Genomic DNA, 16,653 nt, shown 5'->3' with positions numbered 1-16,653 from the left:
TCCAGGCGCCTTGACGACCACCAATCTACCTACTAGTTGGTAGGTAGATTAAACGAGAGACCCCATCATGCCTGGACAAATGAACGATCAGAGCCCGTCATCAAACGGCTGGCTCAAAAGCTATTACTATCTGCGGTTTGCCGTATCGGCAGCCTGGGTTGTGGCGGCTTTCACCGTCGCGAAAAGCAGCCCGCCGCTCGCTGCCGCCATGCTGGTTGCCTATCCTGCATGGGATGCGCTTGCGAATTACATCGACGCCCGGCGCACCGGCGGGCTCGGCCGCAACAAGTCGCAATTGCTGAACTTCGCCGTCAGCATCGTCGCCACGATTGCGGTCGCCATCGCGCTCGGTCACAGCATGAATGCGGTGCTCTCGGTCTACGGCGTCTGGGCCGTTGTCTCCGGCGTGTTTCAGCTCCTGACCGCGGCGCGGCGCTGGAAAACCAACGGTGCGCAATGGCCGATGATCCTGAGCGGCGCCCAATCGGCGCTGGCGGGTCTGTTCTTCGTCAAGATGGCCGGCGGCACGGAGATCATCGGCATCGCCAATGTTGCACCTTATGCCGCGTTCGGCGCCTTCTACTTTTTCGTGTCCGCTCTGTGGCTGTCGGTCAGCGACGTCCTTCGCAAGTCGCCGCGGGTCGCAAGTTAGGGCAATGCCAGCAAAAGTGTGAGCGCTTTCCCTTGGGAATCGCTTCAAAACAAACGGGTTAGAGCGGTTCGCCGGTTCCCATGAAACGGCGAACCGCTCTAAGTGCAGGGGAGCCCTCCGCCGGAGCAAGTCATGAGCAAGCCTTCGAACACCGCCGACGAGATCCTGGCCGCCGCGCGAGCCTTCATCGTCGCGGGCGGCTACAATGGATTCAGCTACGCCGATATCGCCGAGGTGGTTGGCATCCGCAAAGCCAGCATCCATCACCATTTCCCCAGCAAGGTCGACCTCGTGCAGACCCTGCTCAAGCGTTACCTCGAGGATGCCGTCATCGGCATGGGAGGGCTCGAGCGCGATGTCCCCGAACCGCCCGAGTTGCTTCGAACCTATGCCGGCATCTGGGCCCGATGCATCGAGGATGCGAGCGTGCCGTTCTGCGTCTGCGCGCTGCTTGCCAGCGAGCTGCCCGCCCTTCCGCCGGAGGTTGCCATGGAAGTCCGGGCGTATTTCCAGTTTCTCTCGGGATGGCTGACTGGCGTCATCGAGCGCGGCGCAGAACAGAGGACACTGGCAATATCGAATGCGCCGCGTGTGGAAGCGGAAGCCTTCATGGCGACCGTCCACGGGGCAATGCTTTCCGCGCGAGCCTATGGCGATGTCTTGACCTTCGGCATGATCCTGACGCCGACGCTGCAGAAGTTGATCCCCGCGACCGATTGATCCGGGCAAAGGCGGATCGGCCCCACGCGCGGTTTAATTGACCACAATGTTAGCATAGGTGGCTCCCCCGAAGCCGCACCTGTAGCTCCCAGCGACGGGCTGGTCGCGCGCGTGAAAATCGGCAAAACCGTGCTTTACGAGGCCCTCTACGCCCAAAATCAGCCGCATCCACCGTCAGGCCGAATGTTCTTCATACGTTCTCAAATGTCGGACAGATTCACCGCCTTTCCTGTCGTGATGCCTACCTCTTTTTGAAGGAGGGGAGCTACAATGCCGCTCGGGGATTTACGGTCACCCCAGAGCGAGGAGACTATGAAATACCTCGTAAATTGGAACGAGCGGCCACAGGGATCGGCGATCGAATACGAGAACGTCCAAAAGCGCATCCTGAAAATCTTCCGGCACTGGCAGATACCCAGCGAAGTCAAGGTACATGCCTTCGTGGCGCGGGTGGGTGAATGGGGTGGCAGCATGCTGATCGAGGCAGATGACCCGCTGGTAGTCCACAAAATGTGTTCGACCTTCCCGGCGTTCCAATTCGACGTCCATCAGGTCATCGACGTTCAGGACGCGGTCCGCGTCGAGATGGAAGCTATCAAATGGCGGGATGAACTTCCTTCATGAGCGGCAGCCGACGAGGCTGCGCATCTCGCAAAAGCCGGACGAGGCGACGCATTCGGAGCGCACTCGCTTCACCGGCTTCGTGGGATCCAGCCGGTGCGCTCACGAAGCAGGTCGCGTACCGAGGCATGGATGCCGGCTTTGGGGCGAGACAGTACCTGGGTGCTGCGGAAGTGATTGGCGACGGCGGAAGGCGCTCTACGCCGCCTGCGCCACGCGTTCCGAACTCATGCGATAGGAAATCGCCTCGGCAAGATGGATGCGGCCGACGGTTTCGCTGGCGTCGAGGTCGGCCAGCGTGCGCGCCACTTTCAGCACGCGGTGATAGGCCCGCGCCGAGAAAGCGAGTTTCTCGCTGGCGTCCTTGAGCAGCGACAGGCCGGCTGCGTCGGGCATCGCGATGTCCTCGATGACAGAAGGTGCGCAATGGGCGTTGGTGGTGGCGCTGGTCACGCCGAGCCGTTCGAAACGCTCGCGCTGCAGGGTGCGGGCGCGTGCGACGCGCAGCGCCACATCAGCACTCTTCTCCGCCCGGTCCGGCCTTATCAGGTCGCTGGCCGAGACCGCCGGCACTTCGATCCGCAGGTCGATGCGGTCGAGCAGCGGACCGGAAATGCGTGCCTGATAATCGGTGCGGCAGCGTTCGCCGCGCAGGCAGCGATAGCCCGGTTCGCCGGCCATGCCGCAGCGGCACGGGTTCATCGCCGCCACCAGCTGGATGCGCGCCGGATAGGTGACGCGGTGGTTGGCGCGCGCGATCATGCAGTCGCCCGTCTCCAGCGGCTGGCGCAGCGCGTCGAGCGTCTGCGGCGTGAATTCGGGGAACTCGTCGAGGAACAGCACGCCGTGGTGGGCGAGCGAGACTTCGCCCGGCCGTGCGCGCAACCCGCCGCCGACCATTGCCGCCATCGAGGCCGAATGGTGCGGGGCGCGGAACGGCCGCCGGTCGGTCAGCTTGCCTTCGCCGAGCTCGCCCGCCACCGAGGCGATCATCGAGACTTCGAGCAATTCCTTCGGCGCCAGCGGCGGCAGGATCGACGGCAGCCGCTGCGCCAGCATCGATTTTCCCGAGCCTGGAGGGCCGACCATCAACAGGTTGTGGCCGCCGGCCGCCGCCACTTCCAGCGCCCGCTTGGCCGTCTCCTGGCCCTTGATGTCGGCGAGGTCTGGCAGGTCGCGCGCCGCGGCGTGGATACCGGCCTCCGGCCGCGACAGCACCTGCGTGCCACGGAAATGGTTGGCGATGGCGATCAGGCTGCGCGGCGCCAGAATGTCGAAGTCCTTGCCGGCCCACGCCGCTTCCGGCCCGCAGGCGAACGGACAGATCAGGCCCTTGCCTTCGGCATTGGCGCCGATCGCCGCCGGCAGGGCACCGGCGACGGCGGCAATGGTGCCGTCGAGCGACAATTCGCCAAGCACGACATAACCGGCCAGCATGTCGCCCGGAATGGCGCCAAGGGCTGCCATCAAGCCGAGCGCGATCGGCAGATCGTAATGGCTGCCTTCCTTGGGCAGGTCGGCCGGCGCCAGATTGACGGTCACCTTCTTCGACGGCATCGACAGTCCCGACGCATGCAGCGCCGCCTGCACCCGCTCACGGCTTTCGGCCACCGCCTTGTCGGGCAGGCCGACGATCTGCATGCCGACCTTGCCGGGCGCGATCATCACCTGCACGTCGACCGGCACGGCCTCGATGCCCTGGAAAGCGACCGTGCGAACCCGCGCCACCATTTTCCCACCCCGGATATGGGCCGCAACCCATGCGATAGGCCTGGAACGTGGCCCCGGCAGAAGACAATCACAGATTGCCGGGCAAATCAAGAACATTACGAGAACAAGGCAATCGCTATGGTTGCAGCCGGATTGAGCCCGGTTGAAAAGGCGGAACATGGTTAATACGAACTGAAAACGGAAAATATCGCTGTGTGCCTATGACCGCAGTGAGGCGCGACATCGTCACAGAATTGTCAGCCCCAGTCTCGCGGCAGGTCTCATTTCGATCCACCCAGGGAGTGAATATGAGCAGCCATGAAAATGACTGCCAGGATAACCAGTATCGAAGCAAGTCCGTAAGGCTTCGGTCCTTCTCGTCGAGAGGACGAAAGAATTTACCTCGCATGCTGTTCAACCCAAATAAATTCACCAGTGATGCCGCAATACCGAAACAAACGGCGAGTATTAAAAAGACATTTTCATATAGGATGCTTGCCACATTTCTCCTCCCGGATCGCTTAGGCAGCAGGGTGTCGGAGGTTACTTCCGCTTCCCCTCGACCGCATCCCAGAACAGGCTGGCAATGTCGGCGCCGCCAAAGCGCTGCACTTCGCGCACGCCGGTCGGCGAGGTCACGTTGATCTCGGTCATGTAATCGCCGATGACGTCGATGCCGACCAGGATGAAGCCGCGTTCCCTGAGCGACGGCCCGATGCGGGCGCAGATCTCGCGCTCGCGCTCGGTCAGTTCGGTCTTCTCGGCGCGGCCGCCGACATGCATGTTGGAGCGGGAATCATGCTCGGCCGGCACGCGGTTGATGGCGCCGACCGGCTCGCCGTCGATCAGGATGATGCGCTTGTCGCCCTTGCGCACATCCTTGAGGTAGCGCTGCACGATATAGGGCTCGCGGAACAGCTGGCCGAACATTTCGAGCAGCGAGGCGAGGTTGCGGTCGGCCTCGTGCAGATGGAAGATGCCGGCGCCGCCATTGCCGTAGAGCGGCTTGACGATGATGTCGCCGAATTCCTTGCGGAAGGCGGCGACTTCTTGGCTGTCCTTGGTGATCAGCGTGTCCGGCATCAGGTCGGCAAACTCGGTGACGAAGATCTTTTCCGGGCTGTTGCGCACCCAGGCCGGGTCGTTGACGACCAGCGTCTTCGGGTGGATGCGCTCGAGGATATGCGTGGTGGTGATGTAGTTCATGTCGAAGGGCGGATCCTGGCGCAGCAGGACGACGTCCATCTCCGACAGGTCGGTGGGCACCTTGTCGCCCAGCGAGTAATGGCTGCCCTTCTCGTCGCGCACCTGCATCTCCTCGATGCGCGCAAACACCTTGCCGTCGCGTAGCGACAGCCGGTCGGGCGTGTAATGGAACAATTGGTGGCCGCGCCGCTGCGCTTCCAGCGACAGCGCGAACGACGTGTCGCCGGCGATCGACACGGTGGAGATATGGTCCATCTGGACGGCGATTTTCAGCTTCATGGCGGGTCCCCAGCGCAGTCGACGAGAGCGATATAAGGGTCGCCGCGCCTTCTGCCAATCGCGACATCTGAAGATCGGCAACAGCAGGGCACAATCCCCGCCAGCCCGATCGCGACAAGACAAGCGGCCGCGTCATCGTTTTCTTAAGCCTTGCTGTACAAGAATAGGCCTCGAATACCCCAACGGCAGGCGCCGGATGGGGCCCTCGATGGAACAACGACCATGAACGCGCTCACCGCCATCCGCGCCGCCGCGACCAAACAGCTTGAACTCACCATCCTGATGCCGTGCCTCAACGAGGCCGAGACGCTGGCCGTTTGCATCGGCAAGGCCAGGGCCTTCCTCGACAAGGCCGGAATCCTGGGTGAGGTGCTGATCGCGGACAATGGCAGCACCGACGGTTCGCAGGAGATCGCGGCCCAGGACGGCGCTCGTGTCGTTCCGGTGGCGCAGAAGGGCTATGGCGCGGCACTTCTCGGCGGCATCGCCGCCGCCAGGGGGCGCTTCATCATCATGGGCGATGCCGACGACAGCTACGATTTCGGCGCGCTGGATGCCTTCATGACGCGCCTGCGCGACGGCGCCGACCTGGTCATGGGCAATCGCTTCCAGGGCGGCATCGAAACCGGCGCCATGCCGCCGCTGCATCGCTATCTCGGCAATCCGGTGCTGAGCTTCGTCGGCCGCCTGTTTTTCCGCATCAAGACCGGGGACTTCCACTGCGGCCTGCGTGGCTTCAATGCCGAGAGCATCCGCAAGCTCGACCTGCAGACAACCGGCATGGAATTCGCCAGCGAAATGGTGGTGCGCAGCGCGCTTGCCGGGCTGCGCATCGAGGAAGTGCCGACCACGCTCAAGCCCGACGGCCGCAGCCGGCCGCCGCATCTCAGGACCTGGCGTGACGGCTGGCGGCATCTCAAATTCCTGCTCGTCTACAATCCGCGCTGGATGTTCTTCATCCCGGGCGCGGCGTTGTGCGGCCTGGGCATGCTGTTCGCGGCCCTGCTGGTGTTTGGACCGCTGCGGGTGATCGACAATCTTTCGCTCGACCTCAACACTTTCGTCGCCGCCTGCTTCATGATCATCACCGGCATCCAGCTCATCACCTTCGGCGCCATATCGCGATACTATGCCGAGATCACCGGCATCCTGCCGCGCAGCCGCGGGTCCGACTGGCTGAGAAGGACCATCAGCACCGACCGTCTTGCCGCCAATGCCGGCATCTGCTTTGCCGGCGGCGTCCTGTTCTTCGGCTATGCGGTGCTGCGCTGGGCGCATCTTGGCTTCGGCCCGCTGAACGATTCCGAAATCCCGCGCATCGTCGTGCTGGGCCTGAGCCTGATCGTCATTTCGTTCCAGGCCTTCTTTTCGGCATTCCTGCTCGGTGTCCTGGAGATCCCGGTCAAGCGGCTGAAAGCCGGCCAGCCCGGCGGATCCGGCGAAGCCGCCGCGACTGCCGAAAAATGAGCCGGCTTCTACGAAGATTCGCCGCGGTACGGCTTGTCCGGTTTGTCATCGTCGGCGTTGGCGCGGCGCTGCTGTTGTTCATGCTGTCATGGGCCTTGGTGTCGGCCGGTTTGCCGCCATTCGTCGGAAGCGTCATCGCCTATATGCTGGCCTTCGTCGTGGCATATTCGGCACAACGTGGCTGGACGTTCGAGGGACGCCACGACCACGCCCATGCGTTTCCACGCTATCTCGTCACCCAGCTGGTCTGCGCAGCGTTTGCAGGCCTGTCCGCCCATGTCGCGGTGTCGATATTTTCCGCCTCGCCGCTGATCATGTCAGCCATTATCACGGTCGCCGCAAGCGCCGCGAGCTATGTGCTCTCATCGGTCTGGGTGTTTCGCGACGATCAAAGAGCCGCGTGAAGGCATTCGACGGCGGCCCGCCGACGCGATGCGACGACGTGCAAGGCTGGTTTAAGATTTGCGCAGTGAGTTCGCGATAACTTCCGTCGCGAAAAGAGCGCCCAGAGGCCGTCCCGTGACTCCTGCCGATACCATGATCTCCGTCGAGGCCAAGCCACTTCCGTCACGGCGCAACGACCTCGCGCTCGTGCTCGTCGCCACGCTGGTGATGGTTGCCGTCAGCGCCCTCAGCGGATTCCGCGACTTGACCGACGCCGGCGGCGACAATGACAATCTGTTGCGTCTGGTCGAGGTTCGCGACATGCTGGCCGGCCAGGGCTGGTTCGACCTGCATCAGTACCGGATGGGACTTGAAGGCGGCTTCGTCATGCACTGGTCGCGGCTGGTCGACGCGCCGCTCGCCGCCATCGTTCTCGTAGCCTCGGCGCTGACCGGCAGCATGGCCAGGGCCGAGACCATCGCCGAGGTGCTCTGGCCGGCACTGCTCTTCTACCTCGCTTTGCTCTTTACCGCCCGCGCGGCGCGCAGTTTCGCCGGTGCCGCGGCCGTGCTGCCGGCTGTCGTCATCGGCGCCGCGGCGCTGCATTTCATCGGCATCTTTTCGCCCGGCTCGCTCGATCATCACAATGTCCAGCTGACGCTGACCATGGCCTGCCTGAGCCTGCTGCTCGATGCACCCGTGCAGCGCTGGGCGGCGCTGCTCGCGGGCCTGTGCGCGGCGCTGATGCTGGCCGTCGGCATGGAAACGGCGCCCTACGTCGCCACCATCGGCGCGTGCATTGCCCTGCTGTTTGTCGCCGACCCCAGCGGCGAGGGGCGGATCGCCAGGGATTTCGGCCTTGGCTTTGCCGGCGTTTCGGGGCTGGTCTTCCTCACCACCATCGCCCCATCGGCGTGGGGCCAGCCGCAATGCGATGCTTTCTCGACAGTGCAGTTCGTGATGGCCGCGCTCGCCGGATGCGGCCTTGCCGCCGTGGCATCGCTCGACATGGCCAACGCCACGCTCGGCCGTCGCCTGTTTGCGCTCGGCCTGCTCGTGCTCGTGCTGGGCGCTGTCGTGGTGTCGCTTTTCCCGCAATGCCTGGCAGCCCCCTATGCGAACCTCGATCCGCGCCTCAAGGAATTGTGGCTCGACAACATCGAAGAGGCGCAGTCGCTGTACAAGCTCGTCATCTACAACCAGGTCGCGGTGGTGGAGCGTTTCGCCACGCCACTGGTGGCGATCCTGCTGATGGCGCTTGGCCTCGGCCGTGGCGGCTCGCGGCGGCAGGACAGCCTCGTTGGCGCGCTGCTGGTGGTGGCGTTCCTGGTCAGTGCCTGGCAAGTGCGCGGCTCGACCTTCTCCATTGCCTTGGCGGTGATCCCGCTTTGCGCCTGGATCGCCAAATGGCGGCAGCGGGCCGAAGCCAGCCCATCGCGCGGTGCCGCGCTCAGGGTGGCCGCAGCCTGGCTGGTCTCGGTCAACGCACTCTGGGCGTGCGCGGCCGTGGCCGCATCGAGCGCCTTCGAAACCGCTGAGGCCGTCAAGGCCGCCAGTGTCGATGGGAACTGCCAAGGCAAGACCGCGTTCGCAGCGCTCAGCCAGCTGCCGGACACCACCGTGCTCGCCATTTCCAATCTTGGCTCGCCCATCCTGGCCTATTCCGGACATCGCGTGTTCGCCGGGCCGTATCATCGAAACGTCGCAGGAAACCTGCTTGCACTCGATACCTTCCTCGGATCGGCCGCCGATGCCAGGTCGGTGGTCGAAAGCCACCATGTCGGGCTTGTCGCGCTCTGCCGCGGCAACCCGGAAACCCGCCTGCTCGTCGGCAGGGCGCCGGACGGCTTTCTAGCCGGGCTGACGCGCGGCAATTTGCCGGACTGGCTGGAGCCGGTGGCGGAGACACGGGGTGCCCAGCTCGAGCTCTATCGCGTCAAGCTCGGCGGCTGAAAATCAGCGCGAAAACAAAGGCTTGACGCTTGGTTTAGCCGGCTTCCCGGGGTATCCGGCTTTCTGCCCCGGCAAGATCGCCGGTGAAACCCGGATTCCGTTTTTCCGGATTACGTTCCGGCCGCGAAAAATCGATTTTCGAGATACGTTTCCTAAAGGGTTTGCTGGCAGTCTCCGACACAAATTCCGACGTTAAAACAGGGACACCGATGCAAACTCCGTTTGGCACCGGTCAGGCAAACAGGGAGAGCACGGATCTGGCCTTCACCGATCCGTTGACCGGGCTTGGCAACCATCGCCGCTTCTTCGACAAGGTCGATCGCCTGATCAGCGACCGCGCCGATGATCCCGCGCCCTTCACAGTCGGCATTCTCGACCTCGACGGCTTCAAGCCGATCAACGATCTGTTCGGTCACAAGGCCGGCGACGACATCCTGATCCAGGTCGCCATGCGGCTGCGCGCCTCGATGGACGGCCATTCGACGGTCTGCCGCATCGGCGCCGACGAATTCGCCTTCCTCTATCCGCTGGTGTTCTCCGAGGACGCGGCGGCGGAAAAAGCCCGCATGCTGATCGAGATCCTGTCGGCGCCCTACGATGTCGGCGAACGCACCGCCAGGCTGTCGGCCTCGGTCGGCTGCTCGCTGTTCTATTCCGGCGACGAGACCACCGAGATCCTCGTCAACAAGGCCGAGACGGCGCTCTACCACGCCAAGCGTTCCGGCCGTGGCCGCGTCGTCGTCTACACCCGCGAGATGGAAGAGGCGGCCAAGCGCGTCACCCGCATCGAGCAGGCGCTGCGCCGCGCCGTCTCGGCCGGCGAGGTGGAACCGCATTTCCAGCCGATCGTCGACCTCACCACGCGCCGCACCATCGGCTTCGAGACGCTGGCGCGCTGGACCGATCGCGATCTCGGTGCCGTGCCGCCGACGGTCTTCATCCCCATCGCCGAGGAGCGCGGCATCATCGGCCCGCTGTCGCAGCTGGTGCTGCGCAAGGCGACCGAGGCGGCGAGGAGCTGGCCGAGCGACCTGTTCCTGTCCTTCAACCTGTCGCCCTCGCAGCTCGTCGACCAGAACACCGGCCTGCACATATTGGCGATCCTCGACCGCACCGGCTTCGATCCGCGCCGTCTCGAGATCGAGATCACCGAGACCGGCCTGATGAACGACCCGGCCTCCGCCGCGCAGATCGTCGAGGATCTGCGGCGCGTCGGCATCCGCGTCTCGCTCGACGATTTCGGCACCGGCCAGTCTTCGCTCGGCCGCCTGCGCGAATTCCATTTCGACAAGCTCAAGATCGACCGCGCCTTCGTCGCCTCCATTCTCGACGACCGCCCGTCCGAACACATCATCCGCGCCATTCTCGCCATGTGCGAAGGGTTGGGCATGGATGTGGTCGCCGAAGGCATAGAAGAGGAAGCGCAGGCCGATCGCCTGGTCCAGTTCGGCTGCGCCGGCGGGCAGGGTTATCTGTTCGGCAAGCCGGTCGATGCCGACGCCACGCTCGGCTATCTCCGCGATTCCTTCCGTGGCGCCCTGCGCGCCAAGGCGATCTGACCGGCGCTTTCGGCCTAATCGACATTCCGCCGATATCGCGGCGCGCTTCCGGTGCGGCGCATTGTCGTTTTGTCCGACATAAGCCTGCAAATCCGACGTTTCGCCCTTGCCCGCGCGACTTGCGTGGCTAGGATGCGCGCCGTTCATGCCTACAGCACCGCGCGTCCTTGGGACGCGCAAAAGACGCTGTAGCAACTTATATTTGCGCATGATCCCTATCCGAAAATCGATCCGATTTTCGGGGTCATGCGCCGGGAGAGAAGAATATGATGCCATCGGCGGATTTTGCCGACCTCAAGGGAGCCTCGGTGCTGATCACCGGCGGCGGTTCCGGGATCGGCGCGGCGCTGACCGAGGGTTTCGTGCGCCAGGGTGCCAATGTCGCCTTCATCGACATCGCCGAGGGGCCGAGCACGCTGCTTGCCGACCGCATCGAGAAGGAATTCGGCCGCCGGCCGCTCTACCTCAAGACCGACCTGCGCGACATCGAGGCGCTGCGCGCCTCGGCTGCCAGGGCGGCACAGGCGCATGGCGATATCACCGTGCTGGTCAACAATGCCGCCTGGGACGAGCGCCACGCCGTCGAGGACGTGACGGTGGAGTTCTGGGACAACAACCAGGCGATCAACCTCAGACCACATTTCTTCACCGCGCAGGCGGTGGCGCCGGGCATGAAGCGGGCCGGCGGCGGCTCGATCATCAACTTCACCTCGACATCCTACCTCATCAACCACCCTGACATGCCAGCCTATACCGCCGCCAAGGCGGGCATCCTCGGCCTCACCAAGGGGCTGGCCGGCAAGCTCGGGCCCGACCGCATCCGCGTCAACGCCGTCGCGCCAGGCTGGGTGATCACCGAACGGCAGCAGGAACGCTGGGTGACCGAAGGGGCGCTTGCCGCCCATGTCGCCAAGCAGTGCATCAAGGAGGTCATGCGCCCGGACGACATGGTCGGCACGGTGCTGTTCCTCGCCTCGGACGCCTCGCGCATGCTGACCGCGCAGATGCTGATCGTCGACGGAGGTTTTCTGTGAGCCCGGAATTTGCCGGCAACGCTCCGGCGGTCGCCGCGCTCGATTGGGGCACGACCCGGCTTCGCGCATGGCTGATCGACGGCAGCGGCAAGGTGCTGGCCGAGCGCCGCGGCGATGACGGCCTGATCACCGCGCGCGAGAAAGGATTTTCGAACGTTCTGGAAGGCCATCTGGCCGCCATGGGCGCGCCGGAAACACTGCCCGTCATCATCTGCGGCATGGCCGGCTCTCGTCAGGGCTGGATCGAGGCGCCGTATGTGACCGTACCGGCGCCGATCGGCGCCATCCTTGGCGGTGCCGCTCGCGTGGCTGATCAGAAACGCGACATCCGCATCGTGCCGGGCCTCGCCCAGCGCCTGGCCGATGCGCCCGATGTCATGCGCGGTGAGGAAACACAATTGGCCGGCGCCGGTTTGCCGGCAAAGGGGCGACATCTCGCCTGCATGCCCGGCACCCATTCGAAATGGGTGCTGGTCGAGGATGGCGCGGTTGCCGGCTTCGGCACATGGCCGACCGGCGAGTTGTTTTCGGTGCTGGCCGCGCACTCCATCCTCAAGCATTCGCTGGGCGAGCATCCGGCTCCCGTCACCGGGGACAATCCATTCTTCCGGCAATGGTGCGAACGCGCGCTCGGCGAGGGTGGCGATGTCACCTCGAAGCTGTTTGCCATCCGTGCCGCCGGGCTCTTGCAGGACCTGAAGTCGGAAGATGCGGCGGCCTGCCTGTCCGGGCTTTTGATCGGCGGCGAGATCGCCTCGGCGAAGCGCCGATATGGCGCCGGCGATGCGCCGGTCGTGCTGATTGCCTCGGGTACGCTCGCTGTGCTCTACCAGGCTGCACTCGACCTCGCAGGGCTTGCCGTCCGCGCCGTCGACGCCGACGAAGCGGTGCGCGCCGGACTCACCGAAGCCGCGCGCGAAAACGGCATGATCGCCAGAACCGGAGCCTTGGCATGACCGAGACCGCAGCCTTTCCAAAACTCAAGCGCGGGCTGGTCGCCATCCTGCGTGGCCTGAAACCCGCCGAGGCGATTGCCATGGGGCAGGCGCTGTTCGATGCCGGCATCGAGGCGATCGAAGTGCCGCTCAACTCGCCCCAGCCCTTCTCGTCGATCGCCAGGATTGTCCAAGTGCTGCCGAAGTCGGCCTTGATCGGGGCCGGCACGGTGTTGACGGCGGCCGATGTCGACGGCCTGCACCAGGCCGGCGGGCGGCTGCTGGTCAGCCCCAACATCGATGCCGAGGTGATGGCGCGCGCTATGCACTACGGCATGGTGACCATGCCTGGCGTGTTCACGCCGACGGAAGCCTTCCAGGCGATCCGGCTGGGCGCTTCGGCCTTGAAATTCTTTCCGGCGAGCGCGCTCGGCGCATCCGGCATTTCCGCCATCCGGGCGGTGCTGCCGGCGCAGACGCTGGTCGGTGCCGTTGGCGGCGTTTCGGAGAAGGATTTTGCCGGCTACAAGGCGGTGGGCGTCACGGTGTTCGGCCTGGGCTCAAGCCTGTTCAAGCCCGGCATGAGCGTCGACGACGTCGCGGCGCGTGCGCACGCCGCCGTCGCGGCATGGGACGCGGTGTTCGGAGAAGCATGATGAGCGAAGTTTCGGTTTTTTCCGATCACATCTGCCAGCTCGGCGAAGGCCCGAGCTACGATCCGGCCAGCGATGCGCTGTTCTGGTTCGATATCGTCAACGGCAAGCTTCTGGAAAAGCCGCTCACGGGCGCGCTGAAAATCCACGAGCTTGGCCAGATGGCCAGCGCCATCGCCATCATCGACGACCAGCGCCAGCTGATCGCCACCGAGACCGGGCTTTTTGTCCGCGATGTCGCGACCGGTGCGATGACGCTGCATACGCCCATCGAGGCCGACAATCCGCTCACCCGCTCCAACGATTCCCGCGTCCATCCCTGCGGTGCCTTTTGGGTCGGCACGATGGCCAAGGACGAGAGCAAGGGTGCGGGCGCGATCTACTGGTTTTTCAGGGGCGAGTTGCGCCGCCTGTTTTCGGACATCACCGTGTCGAACTCGATCTGCTTTTCGCAGGACGGGACGATCGCCTATTACACCGACACCGCGACCGGCCTGTTGATGCGCGTCGCCTGCGATCCGGCGACTGGCCTGCCGGTTGGCGTACCGAAAGTGTTCGTCGACCATCGCTCCTCGAAGGGCTATGTCGACGGTTCCGTCGTCGACCGCGATGGCGTGCTGTGGAATGCCGTCTGGGGCGGCGCGGCGGTGAAGGCCTATTCGCCCGATGGCGCATTGCTGCGCGAAATTCCCATGCCGGTGACGCAGGCCTCCTGTCCGGCCTTTGTCGGCGCCAAGGCCGACCGTCTGGCGGTGACCTCGGCCTGGAAGGGCAAGGACGACAAGCAGCGCAAGCTCGATCCGCAGGCGGGCATGACCTTCCTTATCGACATCCCCGTCAACGGCCGGTTCGAACCGCGCGTGCTGATCGCCTGAACAGAGAGCGCCCGAACAGACTGGGCGATCGGCGCCGCCCCTCTTCATAGCGGTGTTGTCACGCAGGCGTCCGGCTTGGGTCGGTTTCGCGAAAGCTGTTTGCGTCGGCCGTGCGATGGTAGGCGATCGCATCGCCGGGAATCGTCCATCTCATGTCGAGCCGCAAGCCGAAGCTGATCCTTGTCTACGAGCCGGAAAAGGCCTGCTTCGACCGGCTGGTCGCCGACGGCTTCCCGCCGCGGCGCGCCACCGAAATCTCGTCCTACCTGGCGCAGTCGACGGATATCGCCCCCGAATTCGCGGCCCTCGCCGCCGCCTGCGAGGCGCGCGGTCTCGCCTTTGCGCCGGTGGCGCTCGACGATGCCGCCGTGGCGCTTGAGGGTGAGGATGTTGAGAACACGCTGGTCTGGACGTTGTCTGACGGCGTCGCCTATTTCCGTGGCGGCGCGGCTCCTGCGCTGGCCCGGCTCAAGGGGTTGCGGACGATCGGAGCCGACGATTCGCTGTTCGCGCTCTGCCAGGACAAGTTCCGCTCCGGCGCCGTCCTTGGCGCGCTCGGCCTGCCGGCGCCGCAGGCCGGCCTTGCCCGCGATGGCAAATGGCTGGTCGAGCCGCCGGCCTCCGCCGCCGGCTGGTTCGTCAAGCCCAATCGGCTTGGCGCTAAGATAGGCATCTGGCCGGATTCCCGGTGCTATGAGCTGGCCCATGCGCTGGAGCTTAGCCGGCGCGTCTTCGCCGCCTATCGCGACGATGTCGTCGTCCAGCCCTATGTCGCCGGCCGCAATGTGCGCGCCAGCTTCCTCGGGCTGACGCCGCAAACCGGTGTCGAGGCGCTCGGCATCGCCTTTGTCGATTCCGGCGCGGATTTCCAGACCATGGCCGACAGCATGGCGCTCTACGGCGAAACCGGCGAGGCGGCGAAGGCGGCAGGACTTTATGCCGAACCGGAGCTCGTCGCCGTCGCCGATGCCCAGCCGGTCGCCGACGCCAGGGTCAGGGCGATCGCCGGGCGGCTGATCGGCGGGCTCGGCCTGCGCGACGTGTTTTCCATCGACCTGCGCGTCGAGGCCGACGACACGGTTCACCTGATCGAATTCGAGGTCTGCCCCGGCCTTCCCTGCTTCGATTTCCGCGCCTATTGCCGCCAGCAATGGCGCCTGAGCCTCGCCGATGCCATGGCGGCGACGGCGGCAAGCCGATCTATCGGTCAGCGCCGCAGCGGCTAGGCTTGGCCTATATCGGCCGTGCGCCGGCCATGTACCTGGCGTTGTCGAACGGTTCCGGCCGGTTGTCGGCCAGGCTCCACAATTGGCGGTCGGTGCCCGGCAGATCGCCGAGATAGACATGCAGGGCGCCGGAGCGGGCGCTGCCGGTATTGGCGACCGAGTGGATGGTGCTGGAAGACATGTGCACCAGCGCGGGCGCCGAAAAATCCTGCCGCTCCGGCTCGTCGACCTTTTCGCCGGCGAGCGGGTAGATGAAATTGGTCTCGCCGCCCCAATAGATGCCGACCAGGGCGTCCATCAGATGGTTATGCGGCGGATACTGCACCCCGGGCGAAAGCGTGATGTGGTAGATCGTCAGCTTCGGGCTGGCATGCAGCAAAAGCTCGTCGTCCTCCTCCTCGTGAACCAGCCCGCCGAGCGCATGGAAGCGGTTGGTATAGTCGCTCAAGACAGCCTTGACGTCCTCGAAGGGATTGGCGCCAGCCGCCGCGTTGACGATATCCCTGATCGCGCGGTAGAGAGGGGAGTCGGCCGATAGAGGCATGCCACAGCTCCTGACTGAGATGCTCAGTTAGCATAGCTAAGATGGCCAATGTCAAGACCGATGCAAGGCGAGACAAGCATGAAGCCGACAAAAGCCACGCCATCGAAATCGGCCGCGTCCCCGGATGGTACGCCGGCGCTGTCGACGGCGGATGTGCTGCGCAGCGAACAGGCCTACGAACAGCTGAAGAGCGATATCGTCGCTTGCGTTCTGTCCCCCGGTGAAGCGCTGACCGAAAAGCAGATCGAGGCACGCTACGGCATCAAGAAGGCGACAATCCGCTCCGCACTTGCCCGGCTCATGCAGGAGGGTCTGGTCAGGAGCGAGCCGCGTCGCGGCTATGTCATCACCACGCTGACCCTACGCGACGTCAACGAGATCTTCGACGTGCGCAGCCTGGTCGAGCCGGAAGTGTTCCGGGTTGCCACCACGGGCATCACCGAGCGCGGGCTGGACGAGATCAGGCTGGCGGCGAGAAAGGTGCTGAAGCCGGAGACGCTGCGCAGCCCTGTTGCGTTCCTCGCGGCCGATCGTGCCTTCCGCCTGGCGATCGCCGAGCTTTCCGAGAATTTGCGGCTGGCACAGCTGCTCAGCCAGATCCTCGACCAGTCGGAACGGGCGCTCCATCTCGGCTTCAAGTCGCGCGATTTCATGCCGCTGATCATCGAACAGCAGAAGCAATTGCTGCAGGCCTGCGAAAAGAGCGACGTTCCCGGCATCGTGAAACTCGCCCGCTCGCAGTGCCTTGCCCTCAAGCATCAACTGGTCGGGGCGCTGCTTGGCGGGGCCAAGCTGCGGGATGTGAACCTTCAGGACTTCGTCTGAAGCAGTTCCG

At 64.6% G+C, this 16,653-nt stretch carries 16 protein-coding genes; 13 read left to right on the top strand and 3 right to left on the bottom strand.

The window, feature by feature from the left end; all coding sequences use genetic code 11:
* The first annotated feature begins 67 nt into the window (after positions 1-67).
* From D3242_RS21825 to D3242_RS21815, 3 genes are all read left to right on the top strand, one after another.
* On the top strand, positions 68-652 hold the full coding sequence (locus D3242_RS21825) for a DUF308 domain-containing protein (protein WP_064985343.1): 585 nt from the start codon (positions 68-70) through the stop codon (positions 650-652).
* 132 nt (positions 653-784) lie between these two features.
* Entirely contained in the window at positions 785-1,372 is a 588-nt protein-coding gene (locus tag D3242_RS21820) for a TetR/AcrR family transcriptional regulator (protein ID WP_064985342.1), read from the top strand.
* Between the two features lie 312 nt (positions 1,373-1,684).
* Positions 1,685-1,996, top strand: coding sequence for a DUF3303 domain-containing protein (locus D3242_RS21815; RefSeq protein WP_027047594.1), 312 nt, complete (start codon positions 1,685-1,687; stop codon positions 1,994-1,996).
* 195 nt (positions 1,997-2,191) lie between these two features.
* Here the strand turns inward: D3242_RS21815 and D3242_RS21805 are convergent, their stop codons facing one another.
* Both D3242_RS21805 and gshB read right to left on the bottom strand, forming a co-directional pair.
* Positions 2,192-3,724, bottom strand: a complete 1,533-nt coding sequence (locus D3242_RS21805; RefSeq protein ID WP_019862347.1) for a YifB family Mg chelatase-like AAA ATPase — start codon at positions 3,722-3,724, stop codon at positions 2,192-2,194.
* Between the two features lie 522 nt (positions 3,725-4,246).
* Complete coding sequence (gene gshB / locus D3242_RS21800; RefSeq protein ID WP_064985341.1) at positions 4,247-5,188, bottom strand: glutathione synthase; 942 nt, start codon at positions 5,186-5,188, stop codon at positions 4,247-4,249.
* A 222-nt stretch (positions 5,189-5,410) separates the two neighbouring features.
* On the opposite strand from gshB, the gene D3242_RS21795 reads away from it, so the two are divergent.
* The 9 genes from D3242_RS21795 to D3242_RS21755 all read left to right on the top strand — a co-directional run bounded on the left by D3242_RS21795 (position 5,411) and on the right by D3242_RS21755 (position 15,274).
* Positions 5,411-6,655 (top strand): glycosyltransferase family 2 protein, encoded by a 1,245-nt coding sequence (locus D3242_RS21795; protein WP_064985340.1) that lies wholly within the window; start codon positions 5,411-5,413, stop codon positions 6,653-6,655.
* On the top strand, positions 6,652-7,059 hold the full coding sequence (locus D3242_RS21790; RefSeq protein WP_038651025.1) for a GtrA family protein: 408 nt from the start codon (positions 6,652-6,654) through the stop codon (positions 7,057-7,059). The genes D3242_RS21795 and D3242_RS21790 overlap by 4 nt, the downstream gene beginning before the upstream one ends.
* 115 nt (positions 7,060-7,174) lie before the next feature.
* The gene (locus tag D3242_RS21785; protein ID WP_064985339.1) at positions 7,175-8,992 is read left to right on the top strand and encodes a polysaccharide biosynthesis protein GtrA; all 1,818 of its coding nucleotides are present in this window, start codon (positions 7,175-7,177) and stop codon (positions 8,990-8,992) included.
* Positions 8,993-9,201: 209 nt separating this feature from the next.
* Positions 9,202-10,551: a putative bifunctional diguanylate cyclase/phosphodiesterase gene (locus tag D3242_RS21780; protein WP_019862352.1), complete on the top strand. Its 1,350-nt coding sequence runs from the start codon at positions 9,202-9,204 to the stop codon at positions 10,549-10,551.
* A 266-nt stretch (positions 10,552-10,817) separates the two neighbouring features.
* The gene (locus tag D3242_RS21775; protein ID WP_064985338.1) at positions 10,818-11,585 is read left to right on the top strand and encodes an SDR family NAD(P)-dependent oxidoreductase; all 768 of its coding nucleotides are present in this window, start codon (positions 10,818-10,820) and stop codon (positions 11,583-11,585) included.
* Complete coding sequence (locus tag D3242_RS21770; protein ID WP_064985337.1) at positions 11,582-12,541, top strand: 2-dehydro-3-deoxygalactonokinase; 960 nt, start codon at positions 11,582-11,584, stop codon at positions 12,539-12,541. Before D3242_RS21775 ends, D3242_RS21770 begins: the two co-directional genes overlap by 4 nt.
* Positions 12,538-13,176, top strand: a complete 639-nt coding sequence (locus D3242_RS21765) for a 2-dehydro-3-deoxy-6-phosphogalactonate aldolase (protein WP_038651034.1) — start codon at positions 12,538-12,540, stop codon at positions 13,174-13,176. Before D3242_RS21770 ends, D3242_RS21765 begins: the two co-directional genes overlap by 4 nt.
* Positions 13,176-14,048 (top strand): SMP-30/gluconolactonase/LRE family protein, encoded by an 873-nt coding sequence (locus D3242_RS21760; RefSeq protein ID WP_038651038.1) that lies wholly within the window; start codon positions 13,176-13,178, stop codon positions 14,046-14,048. The genes D3242_RS21765 and D3242_RS21760 overlap by 1 nt, the downstream gene beginning before the upstream one ends.
* Before the next feature lie 152 nt (positions 14,049-14,200).
* A complete protein-coding gene (locus D3242_RS21755; RefSeq protein ID WP_064985336.1) occupies positions 14,201-15,274 on the top strand; it encodes a D-alanine--D-alanine ligase family protein in 1,074 nt (357 codons plus the stop codon).
* Positions 15,275-15,281: 7 nt separating this feature from the next.
* Here D3242_RS21755 and D3242_RS21750 read toward each other — a convergent pair whose 3' ends face one another.
* On the bottom strand, positions 15,282-15,818 hold the full coding sequence (locus D3242_RS21750) for an autotransporter (RefSeq protein WP_064985335.1): 537 nt from the start codon (positions 15,816-15,818) through the stop codon (positions 15,282-15,284).
* A 78-nt stretch (positions 15,819-15,896) separates the two neighbouring features.
* Here D3242_RS21750 and D3242_RS21745 point away from each other — a divergent pair, with 78 nt between their 5' ends.
* Positions 15,897-16,643 carry a GntR family transcriptional regulator gene (locus D3242_RS21745; RefSeq protein ID WP_038653618.1) on the top strand — a complete coding sequence of 249 codons (747 nt, stop codon included), beginning with the start codon at positions 15,897-15,899 and terminating at the stop codon, positions 16,641-16,643.
* Positions 16,644-16,653 lie beyond the last annotated feature (10 nt).

The sequence above is a fragment of the Mesorhizobium jarvisii genome (genome assembly GCF_003601985.1).
Classification (GTDB): Bacteria; Pseudomonadota; Alphaproteobacteria; order Rhizobiales; family Rhizobiaceae; genus Mesorhizobium; species Mesorhizobium jarvisii.
The sequence above is the reverse complement of the archived record's forward strand: the minus strand, read 5'-3'. Positions and strand labels throughout refer to the sequence as shown.